General features: G+C 41.6%; 18 protein-coding genes. 10 read left to right on the forward strand and 8 right to left on the reverse strand.

The annotated features are described in order from the left end of the window. Nucleotides 1–240: 240 nt before the first annotated feature. From panB to yjgA, 4 genes are all read left to right on the forward strand, one after another. On the forward strand, nucleotides 241–1041 hold the full coding sequence (gene panB / locus AK823_RS00750) for a 3-methyl-2-oxobutanoate hydroxymethyltransferase (RefSeq protein WP_068325472.1): 801 nt from the start codon (nucleotides 241–243) through the stop codon (nucleotides 1039–1041). A 51-nt stretch (nucleotides 1042–1092) separates the two neighbouring features. Next, complete coding sequence (panC, locus tag AK823_RS00755) at nucleotides 1093–1992, forward strand: pantoate--beta-alanine ligase (protein ID WP_068325473.1); 900 nt, start codon at nucleotides 1093–1095, stop codon at nucleotides 1990–1992. Between the two features lie 129 nt (nucleotides 1993–2121). Next, nucleotides 2122–3090, forward strand: coding sequence for an RNase adapter RapZ (gene rapZ, locus AK823_RS00760; protein ID WP_082785586.1), 969 nt, complete (start codon nucleotides 2122–2124; stop codon nucleotides 3088–3090). A gap of 114 nt (nucleotides 3091–3204) precedes the next feature. Then, a complete protein-coding gene (yjgA, locus tag AK823_RS00765; protein ID WP_068033809.1) occupies nucleotides 3205–3717 on the forward strand; it encodes a ribosome biogenesis factor YjgA in 513 nt (170 codons plus the stop codon). A 125-nt stretch (nucleotides 3718–3842) separates the two neighbouring features. On the opposite strand, the gene AK823_RS00770 is transcribed toward yjgA, so the two are convergent. Beyond that, entirely contained in the window at nucleotides 3843–4463 is a 621-nt protein-coding gene (locus tag AK823_RS00770) for a thiol:disulfide interchange protein DsbA/DsbL (RefSeq protein ID WP_068033811.1), read from the reverse strand. A 587-nt stretch (nucleotides 4464–5050) separates the two neighbouring features. On the opposite strand from AK823_RS00770, the gene ubiG reads away from it, so the two are divergent. From ubiG to AK823_RS00790, 4 genes are all read left to right on the forward strand, one after another. After that, nucleotides 5051–5812 carry a bifunctional 2-polyprenyl-6-hydroxyphenol methylase/3-demethylubiquinol 3-O-methyltransferase UbiG gene (ubiG, locus tag AK823_RS00775; protein WP_149031870.1) on the forward strand — a complete coding sequence of 254 codons (762 nt, stop codon included), beginning with the start codon at nucleotides 5051–5053 and terminating at the stop codon, nucleotides 5810–5812. Between the two features lie 29 nt (nucleotides 5813–5841). Continuing rightward, nucleotides 5842–6552: an HAD-IA family hydrolase gene (locus AK823_RS00780; RefSeq protein ID WP_068033813.1), complete on the forward strand. Its 711-nt coding sequence runs from the start codon at nucleotides 5842–5844 to the stop codon at nucleotides 6550–6552. Between the two features lie 126 nt (nucleotides 6553–6678). Next, entirely contained in the window at nucleotides 6679–7527 is an 849-nt protein-coding gene (locus tag AK823_RS00785; RefSeq protein WP_082785588.1) for a YciK family oxidoreductase, read from the forward strand. A 127-nt stretch (nucleotides 7528–7654) separates the two neighbouring features. Next, on the forward strand, nucleotides 7655–7921 hold the full coding sequence (locus tag AK823_RS00790) for a DksA/TraR family C4-type zinc finger protein (protein WP_068033816.1): 267 nt from the start codon (nucleotides 7655–7657) through the stop codon (nucleotides 7919–7921). A gap of 50 nt (nucleotides 7922–7971) precedes the next feature. Here AK823_RS00790 and AK823_RS00795 read toward each other — a convergent pair whose 3' ends face one another. Together AK823_RS00795 and ompR are read right to left on the reverse strand one after the other, a co-directional pair. Beyond that, nucleotides 7972–9108 (reverse strand): GTP-binding protein, encoded by a 1137-nt coding sequence (locus AK823_RS00795; protein ID WP_068325475.1) that lies wholly within the window; start codon nucleotides 9106–9108, stop codon nucleotides 7972–7974. 68 nt (nucleotides 9109–9176) lie between these two features. Then, nucleotides 9177–9941, reverse strand: a complete 765-nt coding sequence (gene ompR / locus AK823_RS00800) for a two-component system response regulator OmpR (RefSeq protein WP_068033820.1) — start codon at nucleotides 9939–9941, stop codon at nucleotides 9177–9179. 579 nt (nucleotides 9942–10520) lie between these two features. On the opposite strand from ompR, the gene AK823_RS00805 reads away from it, so the two are divergent. Continuing rightward, nucleotides 10521–13067, forward strand: coding sequence for a Tex family protein (locus AK823_RS00805; RefSeq protein WP_068325477.1), 2547 nt, complete (start codon nucleotides 10521–10523; stop codon nucleotides 13065–13067). A 127-nt stretch (nucleotides 13068–13194) separates the two neighbouring features. Here the strand turns inward: AK823_RS00805 and AK823_RS00810 are convergent, their stop codons facing one another. The 3 genes from AK823_RS00810 to AK823_RS00820 all read right to left on the reverse strand — a co-directional run bounded on the left by AK823_RS00810 (nucleotide 13195) and on the right by AK823_RS00820 (nucleotide 17182). Next, nucleotides 13195–13887 (reverse strand): hypothetical protein, encoded by a 693-nt coding sequence (locus AK823_RS00810; RefSeq protein WP_068325479.1) that lies wholly within the window; start codon nucleotides 13885–13887, stop codon nucleotides 13195–13197. 489 nt (nucleotides 13888–14376) lie between these two features. Beyond that, entirely contained in the window at nucleotides 14377–15162 is a 786-nt protein-coding gene (locus AK823_RS00815) for a hypothetical protein (RefSeq protein ID WP_068325481.1), read from the reverse strand. 721 nt (nucleotides 15163–15883) lie between these two features. Then, entirely contained in the window at nucleotides 15884–17182 is a 1299-nt protein-coding gene (locus AK823_RS00820) for a saccharopine dehydrogenase NADP-binding domain-containing protein (protein WP_068325482.1), read from the reverse strand. 470 nt (nucleotides 17183–17652) lie between these two features. On the opposite strand from AK823_RS00820, the gene AK823_RS13885 reads away from it, so the two are divergent. Continuing rightward, nucleotides 17653–17808: a DUF1328 domain-containing protein gene (locus AK823_RS13885; RefSeq protein ID WP_021814049.1), complete on the forward strand. Its 156-nt coding sequence runs from the start codon at nucleotides 17653–17655 to the stop codon at nucleotides 17806–17808. 131 nt (nucleotides 17809–17939) lie between these two features. Here the strand turns inward: AK823_RS13885 and AK823_RS00825 are convergent, their stop codons facing one another. After that, complete coding sequence (locus tag AK823_RS00825) at nucleotides 17940–18233, reverse strand: 4a-hydroxytetrahydrobiopterin dehydratase (RefSeq protein ID WP_068325484.1); 294 nt, start codon at nucleotides 18231–18233, stop codon at nucleotides 17940–17942. 304 nt (nucleotides 18234–18537) lie between these two features. After that, on the reverse strand, nucleotides 18538–18828 hold the full coding sequence (locus tag AK823_RS00830; protein WP_068325486.1) for a GNAT family N-acetyltransferase: 291 nt from the start codon (nucleotides 18826–18828) through the stop codon (nucleotides 18538–18540). Nucleotides 18829–18970: the final 142 nt, after the last annotated feature.

An 18970-nucleotide genomic window follows, 5' to 3' on the forward strand; every position in this document is an offset into this window, starting at 1 on the left:
AATTTATTATTGAATTGAATCAACTATAAAGTAAATATAGCGCTATTGGGATAAATTTTGCGCAGCCTCTGTCTGCGTAGGCACAGCAAGCAAGGAAAAATTATCCCAATAGCGCATCACAATTTTTGTGCTTCTTTTGTTTAGAATGACTATATATCAAGCAATTGCTAAGTTTTTTGATCACAAACAGAATAACAGTTACTAATAAGTTAAAAGCATTGCAGATTAATTGAGGGTCATATGACGACGTTATCTACTTTAAATAATTTTAAAAAAGACGGCACCAAGTTTACTTGCTTGACGTGCTATGACTCGATGTTTGCACGAATGATGGACAAGGCGCAGATTGATACTATTTTGATCGGTGATAGTTTGGGCATGGTGGTACAAGGTCATGACTCAACTTTGCCTGTAACCGTTGACGATATGGCTTATCATACGGCTAATATTGCCCGTAGTAATAAGCATGCACTAATTTTAGCTGACCTGCCGTTTATGAGTTATGTGACTCTGCCAGAGGCTGTGGCCAATAGTCGTCAATTGATGCAAGCCGGCGCGCATGTCATAAAGATTGAAGGTGGCAGTGAGCTTTGTGATTTAGTCACGACCTTAGCACAAGCGGGTACACCAACTTGTGTCCATCTTGGCTTGACTCCGCAATCTGTCAATGTTTTCGGCGGCTATAAAATCCAAGGTCGCGGTGATGAAGCGGCTGATAAGCTGCTTGCTGATGCTAAAGCAGTCGTTGCTGCAGGGGCTGCATTACTTGTATTAGAATGTGTGCCAGCTGAGCTCGCTAAAGCAGTCACAGAAGCTGTTACAGCGCCAGTGATTGGTATTGGCGCTGGCGCAGATACTGATGGTCAAGTATTAGTGATGCATGACATGCTAGGTATGGTACATGGCCGCGTGCCGCGCTTTGTTCATGACTTTTTGACCGATGAACGCAATAGCGCCCATAGTATTGAAGGCGCCTTTGCGCTTTATCAGCAGTCAGTGCGCGAAGGTAGCTTTCCAACTGAGCAGCACCAATTTAGCTAATCTTATTGAATTTTTGGGTTTTTACGATTATCAGTAGAAGAATATTTAACGATGCCAATTATTTATCAGCAGATTTCAGCACTGCGTACCGCCTTGCAGCCTTATCGTGGTCAAAGAAATGACAATCAAAATAGCCCACAACGTATTGCGCTAGTACCAACGATGGGCAATCTACATGATGGTCATCTTGAGCTAGTAAGCATTGCTAAGCAGCATGCCGATATCGTAGTCGTTAGTATCTTTGTCAATCCGACTCAATTTGGAGTGGGAGAGGACTTCGATAGCTACCCTCGTACTTTAGATGAGGATGTCGCTAAGCTAGCAACGGTTGGTGCAGACTATGTTTTTGCGCCCAGTATTGACGAGATGTACCCAGTATTGCCGCCACCGACTGCCGTCCTCGCTGGTGCAATCACCACTCAATTATGTGGTCAATCTCGTCCTGGGCACTTTGATGGCGTTGGTATTGTGGTCTCGAAATTGTTTAACATTGTACAACCTGATGTGGCCGTATTTGGACAAAAAGATTACCAGCAACTAGCGATTATTAAACAGTTAGTACGCGATCTGAGTTATCCGATTGAAATAATAGGGGCGCCTATTGTCCGTGCTGCTGATGGCTTGGCGCTATCCTCGCGCAATCAATATTTAAATGAGGCTGAGCGACAAATAGCACCTGCACTACATCAAGAGCTGCAATATTTGGCAAAGCAGTTGTTAAATATTGAACACAGTCAGCAAGAGTTTGCAGCGTTATTAGCAGAAACACGTGCACGCATTACTGATGCTGGTTTTACTATTGATTATTTAGAAGTAAAAACTGACCAACTAGACTCTGTCCCTAATAATGCTGCAATCTTCAATGCAGAAAATCAAGACTTGGTTATTTTAGTCGCGGCTTGGTTGGGACGTGCGCGTTTATTGGATAATCAACTTGTTACCTTCAAATAGCAATTTTAATAATTGATTAATAAAGAGTCGTTATAATAAAAACATAAATTCTTTAGCATGCTCGTAGATAAGTTAAGTAGTAAGATAGATATTATGCATCAGTGATTTAATAAACTAGGATGGTGGATCATGGAAGCAGCAGACCCGAATCAAGGAAATAAAGTAGCGACAGAGCAGTCACTAACGAAGGAAGCTAAAGGCAGTAGTGTCAGTATCCTAGTGATTTCTGGGCGTTCGGGGTCGGGTAAGACCTCAGTATTAAATATTTTAGAGGACTTGGGTTATTATTCTATTGATAATTTACCACTCTCCTTGATACCGAACGCAGTTGATAAATTAGTCGGTGAAAGTGGTATTCGCCGTATTGCCCTTGGCGTTGATATTCGTACCCCACGCGCAGATTTGAGCAATTTTGCCTCTATTTATAAGACGCTCAGACAGACCTATGGTAAGCAGACAATTAAAGTTATCTATGTGACGGCGCAAGATACTATCTTGGTTGCACGCTTTAACGCCACTCGCCGCGTCCATCCGTTAATGGCTCAAGAAACTGAAAGCTCTACTTATCCTACGTACAATTTGCCAGCTGCTATTAAAAAAGAAGAAGAGTTACTAGAACCTATTGCCAGTTATGCTGATATAAAAATTGATACTAGCAAGTTGAATATTCACCAGTTAAAAGATCGTTTACGCGATCATATTGGTGTGGACAATAAGATTGTGATTAATCTACTGTCTTTCGGTTTTAAATATGGCAGTCCTATCGATGCCGACTTTGTATTCGATGTTAGGATTCTACCAAACCCACATTGGAACCCTGAGTTACGTACCGCGACGGGTCTTGATGCAAAGGTTGGTGAATTCTTTGCTGACTATCCAGAAGTGGCTGAGATGACCAACGATATCGCTAAATTTTTGGATCGTTGGTTGCCAGACTTTTTGCACAATAATCGTCATACAGTGACGGTGGCAATTGGTTGTACTGGTGGTAAACATCGCTCAGTTTTTATTACTGACAAGTTGCAAAGTTATCTTGCTAAGAGCTTGCCTAAAGGCCTAACAGTGGCGGCCAAGCACCGTGAAAAAAGCCGTTGGTAGCGCTGTTAGTAGTTAGTAGATAAGCAATATTGATAACGTATTACTGAAGATCTATGCTGATGCAAATGGTTGTCAGCACCCCCTAATTTTTACTTATTATTTTGGAAAGCTTGTATGATTGACTGGTCAGAACATGACATGCGCGTATCGCGCACTGAACTTAAAAAATCTCATGAGCGCTTACAAGAGTTATCGATACCGCTTGCCGGTTTATCGAAAAAGCAGCTCAAAAATCTACCTGCCAGTGACTATTTTATGGCAGAACTGATGGCGCTTGCTGATATCACCAGCGCTAATGCTCGCAATCGCCAAACTAAGCGGGTTGGTAAACTAATCAGTGAAGAAAACCGCCATGAGTTGGTAAAAGCATTGTTCGATGCTTTTTTTCCAAAAGAGCAAGTTGCTAAAATTGAAAGCTGGCGGGGCAGGCTTAATATCAATGACGAGGGTACGCTAAAGCAATTTGTAAAGCAGTACAAAGCCTCAGAACGCAACAGCTTATATCAGCTATTACTTTGGATTGAGTATGCTAAGCATACAAACGATGATGAGCTGATGATGGAGTCTGAAGAAGACTTGGCCAGTTATATTCGAGAAGTCGCAATTTTGACTCAGATAAAGTATTAAAGATATTTTATACCTATGCTATGAACAGCTGTTTTATAAAATGGCTGTCAAATGTCAAAATGAGTACAATAAAAAAGCCAATCATTGACGATTGGCTTTTTTATTGAAAACTTATACAGTGTCAGTTATTTTTTCTCGGCGCGAACTTTATCGACTAAATAATCAACGACTTTAGGAACGTTAGCACCTTCACCTGTTACGACATATTTGCCTTGTACTACCACTGCTGGTACACCAGAGAGTTGATAGCGCTTAGCACCAGCTTGTGAGCGACCAATTTTGGTACCTACGGCAAAAGAGTTATATAAGCTGTTAAACTTCTTCTGATCAACGCCCTTTGTAGCATACCATTTACTTAGTGATGCTTGGTCAAATAACTGTTTGCCATCTTTGTGAATAGCATCAAACAAGGCGTCATGGGTTTTATTTTCATAACCTAACAGCTGAGCGGCATAAAAACCGCGCGCGCTGGCTTCCCAAACTGGATTTAGCGCTGCTGGTGTTTTAAAGAAAGCCACGTCTTTATCTTTGGTCTTAGCCCATTTTTCCATATGTGGGTTAAGGACGTTACAATGCGGACAGCCGTACCAAAAGAACTCACGTACAATAATAGCATCACCGCTGATATTCTCTGGATTATCCAGCACGCGGTAGTCCTTTCCTGCAACATAATCGGCGGCTTGTGCGCCCATATTGGCAAGTCCAATGGCAACAGCCAGACCAGTCAGTGTGATGATACGTTTCATACTTCTTCCTTTGGGGATAAATGTTTGAAGTTTTAATGACGATATTTAATGATAATAAATAGTAAAGCGCAAGCCGCTTATAATAACGTAAAATGGCGCTGCTTGTGAACCAGATTCTTAACTAACCGTTGTAAAGCTGTTAGACATTATTTACGCCACCTTGCCCATGGCCAAGACAATCGATTATTTGTAGCCTATCAGTTGGTAATTTAAAGGCACTTATACAATCTATCCACTATAAAATAAATACAGCGCTACTGAGATAAATTTTGCGCAGCCTTTGTCTGCGTAGGCACAGCAAGCAAGGAAAAATTATCTCAATAGCACATTATAATTCTTGGATTTCTTTTATTTAGGACTGACTATAGCTTGTTATCAGTTAACAATACCACTCATAATCGGTCACGATGTCCTTACGACAAAGCGATGACTCTCATGCTAACATTAAGTCCATGTCAGCGCATAATAGATATAGATAATGACAATAAAGGAAAAATGCTATGAGCTCAGCTATACCTTCTTCATCTACTAACACTCATTCCGATACTATTGCAGATACTACTATCGTAAAAACTAACGATGCAAATATGAACACAGCCACCAACGTCGATCCAAGTGAAGTTGATAAGTTTAATAAGCTTGCCAGCGAATGGTGGGATAATACGGGTGCGTTTGCAACCTTGCACCATATCAATCCACTACGTCTTAATTGGATAGAAGAAAACGTCAAACGTGGCTATCAAGGTGGTGATGCTAACAAAACGGCTGAGATGGGTCTTACTGGTAAAAGGATATTAGATGTTGGTTGTGGTGGCGGCATATTAGCCGAATCGATGGCGCGTCGTGGTGCTGATGTCACTGGTATTGATTTGGGTACTGAAAATTTAAAAGCGGCCAGCTTACATGCAGAGCAGAGTAATCTAAATGACTCTTTACGCTATCAGCATATACCGGTCGAAAAATTAGCAGAAACTCATGCCGGTCAGTTCGATGTGGTGACTTGCATGGAAATGCTCGAACATGTGCCGGATCCAAGCTCTATCGTACAAGCTTGTTTCGATTTGCTTGCCCCAGGCGGAGTCTGTGTGCTCTCTACTATCAATCGTAGCCCAAAATCTTACTTGTTTGCGATTGTCGGAGCGGAGTATGTATTGCGTCTATTAGATCGTGGTACGCATGATTATGCAAAATTTATTACCCCAGCTGAGCTTGATGAAATGGCATTAAACTCAGGCTTTAGCCGCCAAGATATTATCGGCCTGCATTATAACCCGTTGACCAAACGCTACTGGCTGGCACAGAATGTCGATGTCAACTATATGCTAGCCGTCCAAAAACCACTGGTTTAATACAATTTTTAATAATAAGAGCATGCAATATGACGCAATTTGTAAAAGCTGTTTTGTTTGATCTAGATGGTACGCTAATTGATACCGCCGCTGATTTTGTACGCATCATTGGCAAAATGAGTGCGCAAAATAATTGGCAAGCCCCGCCCGAAGCGCATATTCGCGAGCAGGTCTCTGCTGGTGCGTCAGCGATGGTGCAGTTAATGCTGCGTCACAACGACCAGATCGACCTCAGTGATGAGGAGTTGTCACAGTATCGCCAGCAGTTTTTAGATGACTATGAAGCAGATATCTGTGTCGATAGCTGTGTATTTGGTGAGCTTGAAGCAGTGCTAACTGCTCTTGAAAATAAAGGCGTGCCATGGGGTATCGTAACCAATAAGCCGCGTTATTTATCTGAGCAACTGCTTAAAGTTATGCAACTAGATGGGCGCTGTTCGGTCTTGGTTTGTCCTGATGATGTCTCACGTACTAAGCCTGATCCAGAACCGATGTATATGGCGTTAGAGAAGCTTGCAATACCGCGTGGCGCTGCAGGTTGCGTACTTTACGTGGGCGATCATGTACGTGATATAGAAGCTGGAAAGGCTGCTGGTATGCCAACGATTTTGGCCGCTTATGGTTATATTCCACCCGAAGATCAGCAAAATCTAAAAAGCTGGGGCGCAGACTATATTATCGATACCCCTGAACAGTTAAGTAAATTGCTATTATCTCCGGGCAAGTTTGAATACTTATAGTTCAAATACTAATAGTTTGAACATATTTAATTTGAGTGCATCATACTTCTAGCTAGTACTAGATGACCTAAAAAATAAATTTTTATAGTAATCTTTATCATAAATCGATGAATAGCGGGTAAACCTATGAGCGACAACGTTAATCAACCTTCTAATAAAACTGCCACTCCAGAAGCTAATCAAAAAGCCAGTCAAAACTCTACGCAACCTTTAAGTCATGATGAGATTCGTCATTTTGTGCCGCAAGTTAACTGCTTAGAGGGCAAGACAATCTTAGTCACAGGTGCGGGAGACGGTATTGGGCGTATTGCTGCATTGACCTATGCTCGCTATGGTGCGACGGTATTATTATTAGGTCGTACTAGCAGCAAGCTCGAAGCTGTCTATGATGAGATTGAAAGCTTGGGTGGTAAGCAGCCAGCGATGCTACCGATGGATTTAGAAAAAGCCACTTATGCCGAAATGCAGCAGTTAGAAGGATTGATCGTCAAAGAAATCGGTCAACTTGATGGCGTCCTACACAATGCAGGATTATTAGGTGAGCTGACACCGCTTGAGATGTACGATGTCGATATCTTTGCCAAAGTGATGCAGGTCAACTTTACAGCGACCTTTATGCTGACCCAAGCATTATTACCGTTACTTAAAGACGCTGCTAATGGCTCTATTGTCTTTACTTCTAGTACCGTTGGAACCCATCCTCGTGCGTTTTGGGGTGCATATGCGCTCTCAAAACAAGCCGTGGAGGGCATGAGTGATATCTTCACTCAGGAGACGCAGAACACGACTAATCTGCGCTTTAATTGTATCAATCCAGGCGGTACGCGTACCAACATGCGCGCCCATGCTTTTCCGGGTGAAAACCCGATGAGCTTAAAAACACCTGAAGATATTATGGCAGGCTATGTCTGTCTAATGAGCGATGATAGTATCGGTGTACGCGGGCAGGTCGTGGCTTTGCAACCAAAAGACTAGAGCGTCTAAAGCGGCCAGCTATAGTTGTTTTTTGTACATTGAAAACAGTTTAATTTAGCCCCATCTATATGTTCTTAAAGCATTTTATATTAATAATAATGACTAAATATATCAAAAAGGATAGATTATGGCAGGTGGCTGGTCGAGAGATGGCGCAGAACATGAGCAAATGGATGCGACCGTCAATGATGCGTTAGATCGTGTACGAAGTGCTATACCTAAAGGTGATAGCGCTGAGTTTTGTGATGAGTGTGGCAATCCAATTCCAGAAGCACGGCGTAGTGCTTTACCTGGGGTACAGCACTGTGTAGGCTGCCAAACTGAGCTTGAGCAAGAAGCAAAAGCCGCTGAGCTGTTTAATCGCCGTGGTAGTAAAGACAGTCAATTGCGCTGATAGATTACGAAAATAAAAAAGCCAATGCTAAATCATAGCGTTGGCTTTTTTTATTTGGCGAGTAGTGCCATAAGCTCATGGTCGTAGACATCCCAATCTATAAGCGGTTGGCGCTCATTTTTGGACACTTTACTATTAATGTGACTATTATCCGTATTAGCAAGTAAGATAACTTCTATTCGGCTATCGATTTGCGCGCTCGTAGTTGTGATGGTTAAGCTATCAGGCGTAAAATTCAGTTGTTGCCAGCCATCAGAGGTATGTACCACACCTTTAATGCGTTGCCAGTTAGGGAGTTGCAATAGCCATTGCTGCAGTTCGTCAGCTGCAAACATCCAATGTGAAGGTAGTCGCCAGCCAGCTAATAACATACCTTGCTGCTCGTCATGATAGCGATAGGGCGGCTCATCATCCATCGTCATTGCTGCTGAATTACCTGCATTCGGCATGTTAGTCAGTAAGTGATTAGGTAGGGTCAAGCTAATGCGTGACTGACTGGACTGTGTTGCGCGTTGCTTAGAAATACTCGCACTGGGCTGATTAAGTTGCATGCTAAGCTGAGCGACTGTCAATTCTGAGGACGCATCATTAGGGGCCGCCCAAATGATGCTTGCTTGCGCATTGAGCGTTCCAATCCACGTGAGCAGATCCTGCTGGCAAGTAGCGTCTAATTGCTCATAGCGATTGATGATCACTACGTCAGCCGCCTGAACATGCGCTTGAAAGCCTTCATGTGAGCGATACTTTTCTTGTTGCCATTGCAAGCCACTTAGTACCGTAATGACGGATTGCATACTTAGAGATGTCTGCCAATGCGGTGCGCTTAACTGTTTGACTAGCTCGTGCGGATGAGCCAGACCTGTCGGCTCAATAATAAGACGCTGTGGACGATGCTCACTTAAGAGGCGAGTAAGTGCAATTTGTAGTGGCAATTGGCTGGTGCAACAAATACAGCCACCGCTGACCTCTCGAATAGCAATAGTGTTTGGCTTTTCGACGTCGTTTTGTCTACCTTTTAAGAGGGCGCCATCAATACCAATACGTCCAAACTCATTAATCAATAATGCCCAGCGCACATCAGCTGGTTTAGTAGCGAGCAGTTGATTAATAATGGTAGTTTTACCAGCACCCAAAAACCCTGTCACCAGTGTGCAGGGTATATTTTGAATAATTGCCGAAGAAGTCATATATAAGAATTTACTAAGTAGTTGTGCTTTAAAGTGAATACTCTAAAGCACAAAACGATGGGTTAAAACTAATCTGTCGTGGCAGTCGTTTGTTCTGGTTCTGCTTCGTCAGGAACGAAAACATAACCTACGCCCCAGACCGTTTGAATATAGCGAGCTTGTGAAGGGTTATCCTCAATCAGACGACGTAGGCGTGACACCTGTACATCGATTGAGCGCTCCATAGCACCCCACTCACGGCCACGCGCAAGATTCATAAGCTTATCACGAGTTAAAGGTTCGCGTGGATGCTGTACAAGTGCTTTTAGTACAGAAAATTCACCGGTAGTCAAAGTAACTACATTGCCATCGCGTTTAAGCGTACGCGTAGACAAATCAAGCGTCCATGGCCCAAATTCAACCACTTCTAACTGATAGCTTGGCGCACCAGGTAACTCACGGTTTTGACGACGTAGTACCGCTTTGATACGTGCTAGTAGCTCTTTTGGATTAAAGGGCTTGGGCAAATAATCATCTGCACCAGCTTCAAGTCCAGCAATGCGATCGGCATCACCACCTTTGGCCGTAAGCATGATGATCGGAATATCTCCATTGTCTTCACGCAGACGTCTACAAATACTGATACCGTCTTCTCCTGGTAGCATTAAGTCTAGCACTACTAAAGAAAACAGTTCACGCTGCATCAATTTGTCCATCTGACTGGCATCATGAGCAGTACGTACTACGAAGCCGTCATCTTCCAGAAAACGCTGCAACAAAGAACGTAAGCGAGCATCGTCATCAACGACCAAAATTCGCTGAGTCATAGTATCGGTGCTTTTATTATCAGTCATGCAGAGATCCTTTAATAAACATTATTATTGTCAAAGATTATGTAGTTATTAATAACCTACTAGTCAGGTAGCTACACTGTCAGAAGGCTATGAGTTGTAATCAGGGGTTATAAATCCACTCAACAGGTAATTTATTTTATATGCTATCCATTGCACAAAAATATATAAAGTATTTATAACATAAAACGTTAAATTTACGGTCAGAAGTTCTAGGCCTAGCTATAATTATTTAAATCAACCCTCGGTGCAAATTAGCCAATCTATCTTAATGAAAAAAGAAATCCTAAGCCAAATATAACCATTCATACCTCTATTGAAGGGTTTGAGGAAGATTAGCGTTTTTAAACCTATGCCTTTAGTGTATAAGATTGAACAGGTAATTGCATCACCCGTGGACATAAATGCTGTATGCGTTTGTTTAACGTAGTGATTAGCGCTAGATTATATGAAAATTCAAACCATAAAGACTATTATTTGAGCGATAAAGACTATGATAAGTAACGAAGATATAAAAAGGATTTTTATTCATGCAGCTTTTGCTATAATGCCAAACTACATTTCTCAACGATTGATACGGATATGAGTAGCACTGATACCTTAACGGCGTCTCAACCCTCGACAAATACACAGGGCCTGGATGCAACCACACACGCGAATATTCACGACAAACTTGCTCGCGCGCTTGGCATTAAGACTGCTCAAGTCAATGCGTTTGTCAAACTCTACGATGAAGGGGCGACTGTCCCTTTTATTGCGCGTTATCGCAAAGAGAAGACTCAAAATCTTGACGATGCGCAGCTGCGTGCTTTAGAGAAGTCGCTCAATTATGAGCGCGATATGGCAACACGTCGCCTCAAAATTACTGAGCTGCTTAGCACACAAGGCAATTTGACCGACGAGTTACAGACCCGTATTGATAATGCGACGTCTAAGCTTGAGCTTGAAGACATCTACTTGCCGTACCGTCCGCGTCGCCGTTCACCGGCTGCCAAAGCACGCGCCGCTGGTCTCGATGTTGCAGCGCAAGCGGTCTTGACGCAAGAAATTACCCCAACAGATGCACTGGCTGACTATCAAGCACCGTCTAGTATCTCTGATGATAGCGGTAATGAGATTGAAGTTGATTTCAGTGATATTGAAAAACAACTGGCTGGCGTACAAGCCATCATCGTCGATGAATGGACACAAGCATTAGATTTGCTTGATGGTCTGCGGAATGGCTTTGCTAAAACGGCTAGTATCGTATCGAGCGTGGCCAGTGACGAGAAGCGAGAAGTGGGCGAGAAATTCAAAGACTACTTTGAGCATAGCGAAAGCCTTGCGCGTCTGCCCAATCATCGCCTATTAGCGATGCTACGTGGTCGCCAAGAAAACGTCTTAGGTCTCAAAATTGAAGGCGAAGATGCACCATTTATCGAAAAAATTATTAGCCATTTCGATATCGATTCTAAAGCTCCAGCTGAGCGCCGTGAGTTTTTAGCAGAAGCTGCTAGCAGCTTATGGAAAGACAAATGGCGTCCGCATATCGAACATCGCTTATTGACTGAGAAGCGTCTGACTGCTGAGGCCGATGCGATTGATGTATTTGCTAATAATTTACAGCATCTACTGATGTCAGCACCTGCTGGTCGTAAAGTGATTTTAGGTGTCGATCCTGGTATTCGTCATGGCGTCAAAATGGCGATTGTTGATGCCCAAGGCCATGTCATGCTAGATAGCGAAGATAAGCCTGTAGTAGCGACCGTCTATCCATTTGCGCCTGATAACAAGATGATTGAGGCCAAAAAAGTCATTGATGAGCTGTTAAGTACTTATAACGTTGATCTAGTGGCTATCGGTAATGGTACTGCTAGCCGCGAAACAGATGCGATGGTTAAAGAGATTTTGGCTGCTAATGATGCTTTAAAAGCGAAAGCCGTTATCGTTAACGAGTCTGGCGCATCAGTCTATTCTGCGAGTGAGCTTGCTAGTGATGAGCTTGCCAACCTAGATGTGTCTGTACGCGGCGCGGTATCTATCGCTCGTCGCTTACAAGATCCACTCTCAGAATTGGTGAAGGTTGATCCAAAAGCGATTGGTGTTGGTCAATATCAGCATGATGTGAACCAAAGCCAGTTAGCAGATAGCCTTGATAAAGTTACGCAAGACAGCGTGAATGCGGTTGGTGTTGATGTAAATACAGCAAGCCCTGCCATCTTGGCTCATATCGCTGGTTTGAACCGCAATGTCGCTCAGCAAATCGTCACTTATCGTAAAGAGCATGGCGCATTTGATAGCCGTGAGGCGCTCAAAAACGTACCGCGCTTAGGTGCTAAGACCTTTGAGCAAGCAGCAGGCTTCTTACGTATCCATGACGGCAGCAATCCACTTGACGCCACTGGCGTGCATCCAGAAAGCTATGCGCTAGTCGATAGCTTACTTGCGCAGACGGGTAAAGCATTGCCAGAAGTGCTCGGTAACGATGGTGTATTAAATACTATCGATACTACTGCGCTTGCAGCAAATGATGACAATATCAGTGTCAAAGCTATCATCGAAGAGCTGGCCAAGCCGGCACGTGACCCACGTCCTGAGTTCAAAACCGCTAATTTCCGTGAAGATGTAAATAGTATCAAGGACTTAGAAGAAGGTATGCAGCTTGAAGGCGTCGTTACCAATGTCACAGCCTTTGGTTGTTTCGTTGACGTTGGTGTACATCAAGACGGTTTGGTACATATCTCTCAGATGGCAAATGACTTCGTCGCTGATCCGATGAATCGCGTCAAGCCAGGTGATATTATTTCGGTACGTGTCATCTCTATCGATGAAAAACGTGGCCGCATTGGTTTTAGTATGAAGCCTGAGTCTGAAAAACCTGCGCGTCCAGCCGCGAAGCCTACTGCAGCAAGTACTGGTAATGATGACAAAGCCAGTCGTCCACGCAGCCATGCAAATAGCAACCGTGCAAGCAGCAACCGCCCAGCCGCTGATAAGCGTCCAGCAAAACCGCGTAGCAACCGTCAGGACAAGGACAACGCTAATAACCGTAGCAAAGCCCCTAGAGCTGATAAAGCTGAGACACCTAGCAAGATGGGTACCCTCGGTGCGCTGCTGCAAGAAGCTGGCGTGACCAAAACTAAGAAGTAATTTATTTTGAGATAGATAGTAAAGAGAGAAAAGGCAGCCTAATGGCTGCCTTTTTTATTACACATAATATAGTTTGCTGAAAACAGCTAATTACTATCTATTAATAGTAATTAGTAGATATAAGCGCTTAGCGAGACACAGCAACACGGCGATTTTCGCTAAATTCAACTTCAGCTGGCTGAGTAGCTAGGAATTCACCACGTTTGTCTTTTTTCTTTTCTTGCAACGTAACTGGAGCGTTTGTGCTGCTCGGGTCACCGTTAAGCACTTCGCCTGCAATCAATGGCTGATATTCAGTATTGCTATGCTGCTGATTTAAAGTTTGTGGTGCAGCTTGTTCAGATCCACGGCTGTTCATTGCTTCAGGGTTGTTCATTGCTTCAGAATTACCCATCATTTCAGGATCATTCATTTCTTCAGAATTGCTCATCATTTCAGGATCATTCATTTCTTCGGAATTGCTCATCATTTCAGGATGATTCATTTCTTCAGGATTGCCCATCATTTCAGAATGATTCATTTCTTCAGGATTGCCCATCATTTCAGGATCGTTCATTTCTTCAGGATTGCTCATCATTCCAGGATCGTTCATCTCTTCAGAGTTTGTTTCGACGACAGTTGCATCGCTCTCGACTTCACCTGGTTGAGTGGCAAGTAGCTCGCCATTTGGACCATCGATTTCAGCTTGTAAAGTACTAGCAGCAGGAGCGTTGCGCATATCCGCTGGTGTAATACTGCTGTTATCAATAGGAGCGGCCATTGCTAGGCTCGGCATAACTAAAGCTGTGCCTATAATTAGTGATAAAGTACGATTTTGCATCAGTTGATTCCTTGAGTCACAAGTTTTATTAATCAGTCTAAAGCGTTCTTAAACTTGATCGTTACTTAGCGTTGTTCCGTAGGGTATCTATTTAACGTTTTAAATATATATGTTTACTATATTTAAAATGTCAATTGTAGACAAAATAAAATCATGACAACTATTTTAAAGGCTGTCATGATTGCTATAGGTAAAGAGCATTATAAAGTCGCTATATAAAGCTGATATCTTATCTATAATCTCTACACGCAAAGTACCAGCTCTATGGCTGGTATTTCAGTAGTAAACTCATTAAAGGTCTAACAGCTTGATGTATTCGTGTGACGTTATGCAAGTGCTGTGTCTGTGAAATTGTACAAAATTCAACCAACTTCTTGATGTTTTAAAACATCAATAAACTAAGACACAGTACAGCACAATGACCACATTTTTGCAGTTATCCACTTATTCTACAATGACATATTTACCAATGTTTGGGTTCACAAGGCGTTACTGCGTATCGTTATTAGGGACACGAGTAACTGGAAATGTTTGATTGATTTCTATGTTATCAATGATTTCAGCATCTGCTTCTTGGCCAACAATGACGGCACGCTCCCTACCATCTTCGATGGCTATAGCAGTCCCTGTTGCCGTATTGACACGTTTAATCTGATCTTCTGGCGCATAAATGACTTGTTTTACGCTATAAATAGTTGGGCGAATAACACGCTTGGTCTCAATAACAACCAGCTCTACGGTACGTTCTTCTGCAATAGCAACTTGCGCTTCCGGAGCTGTAACTTCACTTACCACAGGCGTTGGGAACTTATCACTGAAATGATTGTCACACTGCTGCATACTTAGGCGCACAGGATTGCCTTCTTTGTCCATATAGACATTGACTGGCATGTCAGGAGCGATAGGCACATATTTACCGACCAATGCGCCTGATACCCCATAACGACCATCTGATTGACCGACACCTAAATCACAAGCCCCCGCTGCATAGTTTGCTGTATTTAGGTTATTGCTGCTAACCACAGCCTGAGGAATCATGACTTCAGAAAGCCGCATTTTTTTGACTGATGCTTCACCAGCGTGGCGTTTTGGTTTTTGATAAGTGTAAGGAGTGTAGAACTTAGCAGAGCCGTCTTTTACCGCTGTGACGCATTCATCATAGCTGTCATAGCCACCGTTACCATGCTTATCCGTTACTACAGCTGCGTTAGCAGAACTGGCAAACATAGCAAAACCTGAGGTTAGTATAGCCGTAGTCAATACATTCAATTTCATAATAGCTTCCTTTTAATTAGGGATGTTTTATCGTTATTCTCTAAGAGTAGTTCTTTAGAAATTCAGATGTCTGCCTGAATCTAAGTGTCTGTTATTTAAGTGATAATTAATTAAAGCATAATGCTTTTTGTAAAAATAAACGAATACAGATTTCTAAAATTAAAGACAAAGATTCATCATGCTTATTTTTACTATATAAATTAGTATTATGACTTGCATATAAGTCATTTTTATAGACACAATCTTCACAGGCCAATAACTTTATTAAGGGTAAGGGATATAATTGACTGTCACTGTGTCATTAAATTAACGAAGTGTATCTTTGTGTGCTAAATAACTAAAAATTGGCAATAATATTTACCCAATCGCGACGTTATTATTATTTATTAACATTGGATGTTTTATGGCATATGCTAAATAGTATTAATAAAGTCAGGCTTATTACTTGGGAAGCTATGCAGGTTTAGAAACTATTTAAAAAAGGTTATTTGAAAAATTTAGATAATAAAAAGCCGCATCTTGTAATTAAGATGCGGCTATCGTTTTTTAATTATAGTTAGTACGAAATAAAATCGATACGTTAATAGCCACGTGCTACTGGTATAAATTTTCCTTGCTTGCTGCTAACACAGAGGCTGCGAAAAATTCATCCCAGTAGCACTGTCTCGGTTTTAAAGTGATTTGAATATAGTATATTTTTATAATTATTTAACTGTTTGCTTTAACTGTTGCTATCCACAACATCAAAGCTGAGACCGGCGTGAGTTTCTAAACGAGTTAATAGTTTATCACCCATCGCAGAGGCTGGCGTCCAAAACCCGCCTTCGACATCATTTTTATCAATATCTTGAGCAAGGCATAAAGCGGACTGTGCTAGCATCCGTGAAGTACTGCCATAGCCAGGGTCTTTATCACCAGTAACTTTGGTGTTGATAGTATCGTTTTTTGCATTCTTGCCAAAGAAACGAATATCAAAATAGCCGTTTTCTTGCTCTTCTTTAGATGGGCCAGAGCCTGATTTGGGTAGCACATGCTTTGAGAGTAGCTCACGGCTTGGTTTAATCATCATCGCTGTAGCAAAACCTAACAGGCCGATACTCATGCCATAGCTCATTAGCTTTCCTTTGACGCCATCTTTCATCCACATTGCTTCATCATACTTAAAATCGCGACCATATTCATAATCAAGAAGTTGGTTACTACGATGGACAATGCGAGTATTGATACTTGCCATCACAAATGGTGCTAACCAACGAGCGTGTTCGTCATCGTATTCAGGCTTGCTCACATTATCTTGGCGCACGTTAGGCGCATCTTCATCATCATTTAACAGATAAGGGTTTGCCACTTGTTTACGGCGTGATTTATTCTGTCCAACTTCCTCAAATATAGTCGCCATTGAAGCAATAGTACCGCCTGACAAACCACCTTTTGCAGCTTTCACCCTCATATTGATGACAGTACAAGACTCATCAAACTTCTCTTCGGCTTGTCGCTGAGTAAAATACACACCTAAATCTGAAGGGATAGAATCAAAGCCACAGGAGTTGACAATACGTGCACCGCTTTTTTTAGCATCGTCTTGATATTTGTCCATCATGTCTTTGATAAAGATGGCTTCACCAGTAAGGTCTACATAATCGGTACCATTTTTGGTGCAAGATTTAATCAATGGCTCACCATACTTCAGGTAAGGGCCAACGGTCGAGATAATAACTTGCGTCTGTTTGGTCATCTCATCAAGACTGGCGTCGTCATTACTATTAGCGACAATGATATCGACCTTTGCTTCCGCTTTGCCACCTTTCTGCGCAGCACATAACTCAGTCTGCAATTTTTCTAACTTATCTTGATCACGTCCAGCAATTGCCCATGTCACAGGTTCTGAGTCTGGACCATTTTGATTGTCTTTATCTGCTAAAAACTGCGCTAGATAATGAGCAGTAATCTGACCGACAAAGCTGGTTGCACCGTATAAAACAACAGCGTATGCACGTTTTTGAGTATCCGTATTATTCATATTTTTTCCTTTATATGTGTTTACATAAATGAGGGTAGGGTAATGCCTAAGATTTCTATGTTAGCAATGACCCTTAGAGTAATAGCATTTGGATTATGCGCTTCTAAGACAATTATAAATAACACTATCTCAGCACCATATCATCTGAATACTAGCTTAATAAACATCTGATAACCTGAACTTGCTAAAAACGGGGCAATACTACTACACAGGTTACACAACCTACCGTGATTATTACCAAACTGAACGTTTATCTGCTTAAAATGTTGCTAATCTACTATCACAACTTGGAAGTAACTTGTTGGAAGTGAATTATTAGAAATGAAGTAGAATTAATAATATTAACAACAATAAGCATTGATAGTAATTGGATTTAGCGAACCTTGCAGTACCAATTATTAAAAGATTGACTATCAACAGTGTTACGCTTTATCCGTATATTGAATGCTTTTTATTTTAGGAGAATAATTATGTTTCGTTGGGCTATTATATTTGCAGTTATCGCACTGTTAGCAAGTTTGTTAGGATTTGGCGGTGTTGCTGGATTATCTGCTAACCTAGCATATATCTTCTTAGCAGTAGCTGTTATCTTATTCATCGTGGCGTTTGTTAGCCGTAAGATGTAATTGTTAGAATGCATTTTGAATTTACGCTAAATGTATCCTAAGCAGCACAAAAAACGTCCTCAAATGAGGACGTTTTTTTGCTTTAAAAATTAGCGAGTTTATGCTAAGGAGAGCTGTTAAGGCTTATAGATTTATAAGCGTTTGGGCTGAATAATATATTCCATGCGTTTCGCTAAACGAATATCATGGCTGGTAATACCACCAGTATCACTAGTCGTCAAACGTACTTCGACGATGTTATAGATGTTTTTCCATTCAGGATGATGTTCAAGTGCCTCAGCATAAAAAGCCGCTTGGTTCATAAAGCTCATCGCTTCAATAAAATCACTAAAGTGGTAAGTTTTAACGATGCTGTTGCCGTCACGTTGCCAGCCTGCAAGGTCTTCTAGCTGCATATCAACTTGTTTGTCAGATAAACTACTCATATCGATATCCTTTATTATTATGTGATGGTTAAGAGGGTAGGGCGTTTCTGTTATTAGCTGGATCATTGTCTATAATGTTATCTATAACAAGGCGTTCAATTTTATACGTGCATGATAATCTATTTTGATAGTTACTATTGCGTGACTGCTCTCAGCTAATTGGTATTCAGCTATCCTATATTTAATATAGGATAAAAAACCCACCTATCTCTTACATCCTGCCATATATCAATTAATAAATATATAGTTAGGTATGTCAAGTTGATAGGTAGGTAAGTCGTCTGCTTAACTGTTTTCTATGTTCCTAGACTAGATCTTTATATTCAGGGTGCTTACTAATATATGACGATACAAACGAACATTGGGGTACGACTTTTTTATCATGCTCACGTGCATAATCTAAGGCATGTTTGACTAGCTTTGAGCCAATTCCGCGACCACCAAGTTCCTGCGGTACGATCGTATGATCATAAACTAAAGTATCACCACGCTCTTGGTAACTAATGTAGCCAGTTTGGCCTTCAATAGTAGTCTCAAAGCGATCTGCTTGTTCGTTGTGGGTAATGTCTAGATCTTGATTAGATGTTGTACTCATCGAATTCTCCCTTTTTATTATTAAAATAAATCAACATAGATATCATTTACTACTGATAAAACTGAATCCATAGCTGATTATTATCATCGATAATAAAATTGTTGACCAGTAGCTTACGGTAAAAGTGGATAGAGCAAATGTT

This window comes from Psychrobacter sp. P2G3 (assembly GCF_001593285.1).
Lineage (GTDB): Bacteria > Pseudomonadota > Gammaproteobacteria > Pseudomonadales > Moraxellaceae > Psychrobacter.

Coding starts and splice junctions, on each gene's coding strand:
- panB (WP_068325472.1), top strand. CDS start 241: ATGACGACGTTATCTACTTTAAATAATTTTAAAAAAGACGGCACCAAG.
- panC (WP_068325473.1), top strand. CDS start 1,093: ATGCCAATTATTTATCAGCAGATTTCAGCACTGCGTACCGCCTTGCAG.
- rapZ (WP_082785586.1), top strand. CDS start 2,122: ATGGAAGCAGCAGACCCGAATCAAGGAAATAAAGTAGCGACAGAGCAG.
- yjgA (WP_068033809.1), top strand. CDS start 3,205: ATGATTGACTGGTCAGAACATGACATGCGCGTATCGCGCACTGAACTT.
- AK823_RS00770 (WP_068033811.1), bottom strand. CDS start 4,463: ATGAAACGTATCATCACACTGACTGGTCTGGCTGTTGCCATTGGACTT.
- ubiG (WP_149031870.1), top strand. CDS start 5,051: ATGAACACAGCCACCAACGTCGATCCAAGTGAAGTTGATAAGTTTAAT.
- AK823_RS00780 (WP_068033813.1), top strand. CDS start 5,842: ATGACGCAATTTGTAAAAGCTGTTTTGTTTGATCTAGATGGTACGCTA.
- AK823_RS00785 (WP_082785588.1), top strand. CDS start 6,679: ATGAGCGACAACGTTAATCAACCTTCTAATAAAACTGCCACTCCAGAA.
- AK823_RS00790 (WP_068033816.1), top strand. CDS start 7,655: ATGGCAGGTGGCTGGTCGAGAGATGGCGCAGAACATGAGCAAATGGAT.
- AK823_RS00795 (WP_068325475.1), bottom strand. CDS start 9,108: ATGACTTCTTCGGCAATTATTCAAAATATACCCTGCACACTGGTGACA.
- ompR (WP_068033820.1), bottom strand. CDS start 9,941: ATGACTGATAATAAAAGCACCGATACTATGACTCAGCGAATTTTGGTC.
- AK823_RS00805 (WP_068325477.1), top strand. CDS start 10,521: ATGAGTAGCACTGATACCTTAACGGCGTCTCAACCCTCGACAAATACA.
- AK823_RS00810 (WP_068325479.1), bottom strand. CDS start 13,887: ATGCAAAATCGTACTTTATCACTAATTATAGGCACAGCTTTAGTTATG.
- AK823_RS00815 (WP_068325481.1), bottom strand. CDS start 15,162: ATGAAATTGAATGTATTGACTACGGCTATACTAACCTCAGGTTTTGCT.
- AK823_RS00820 (WP_068325482.1), bottom strand. CDS start 17,182: ATGAATAATACGGATACTCAAAAACGTGCATACGCTGTTGTTTTATAC.
- AK823_RS13885 (WP_021814049.1), top strand. CDS start 17,653: ATGTTTCGTTGGGCTATTATATTTGCAGTTATCGCACTGTTAGCAAGT.
- AK823_RS00825 (WP_068325484.1), bottom strand. CDS start 18,233: ATGAGTAGTTTATCTGACAAACAAGTTGATATGCAGCTAGAAGACCTT.
- AK823_RS00830 (WP_068325486.1), bottom strand. CDS start 18,828: ATGAGTACAACATCTAATCAAGATCTAGACATTACCCACAACGAACAA.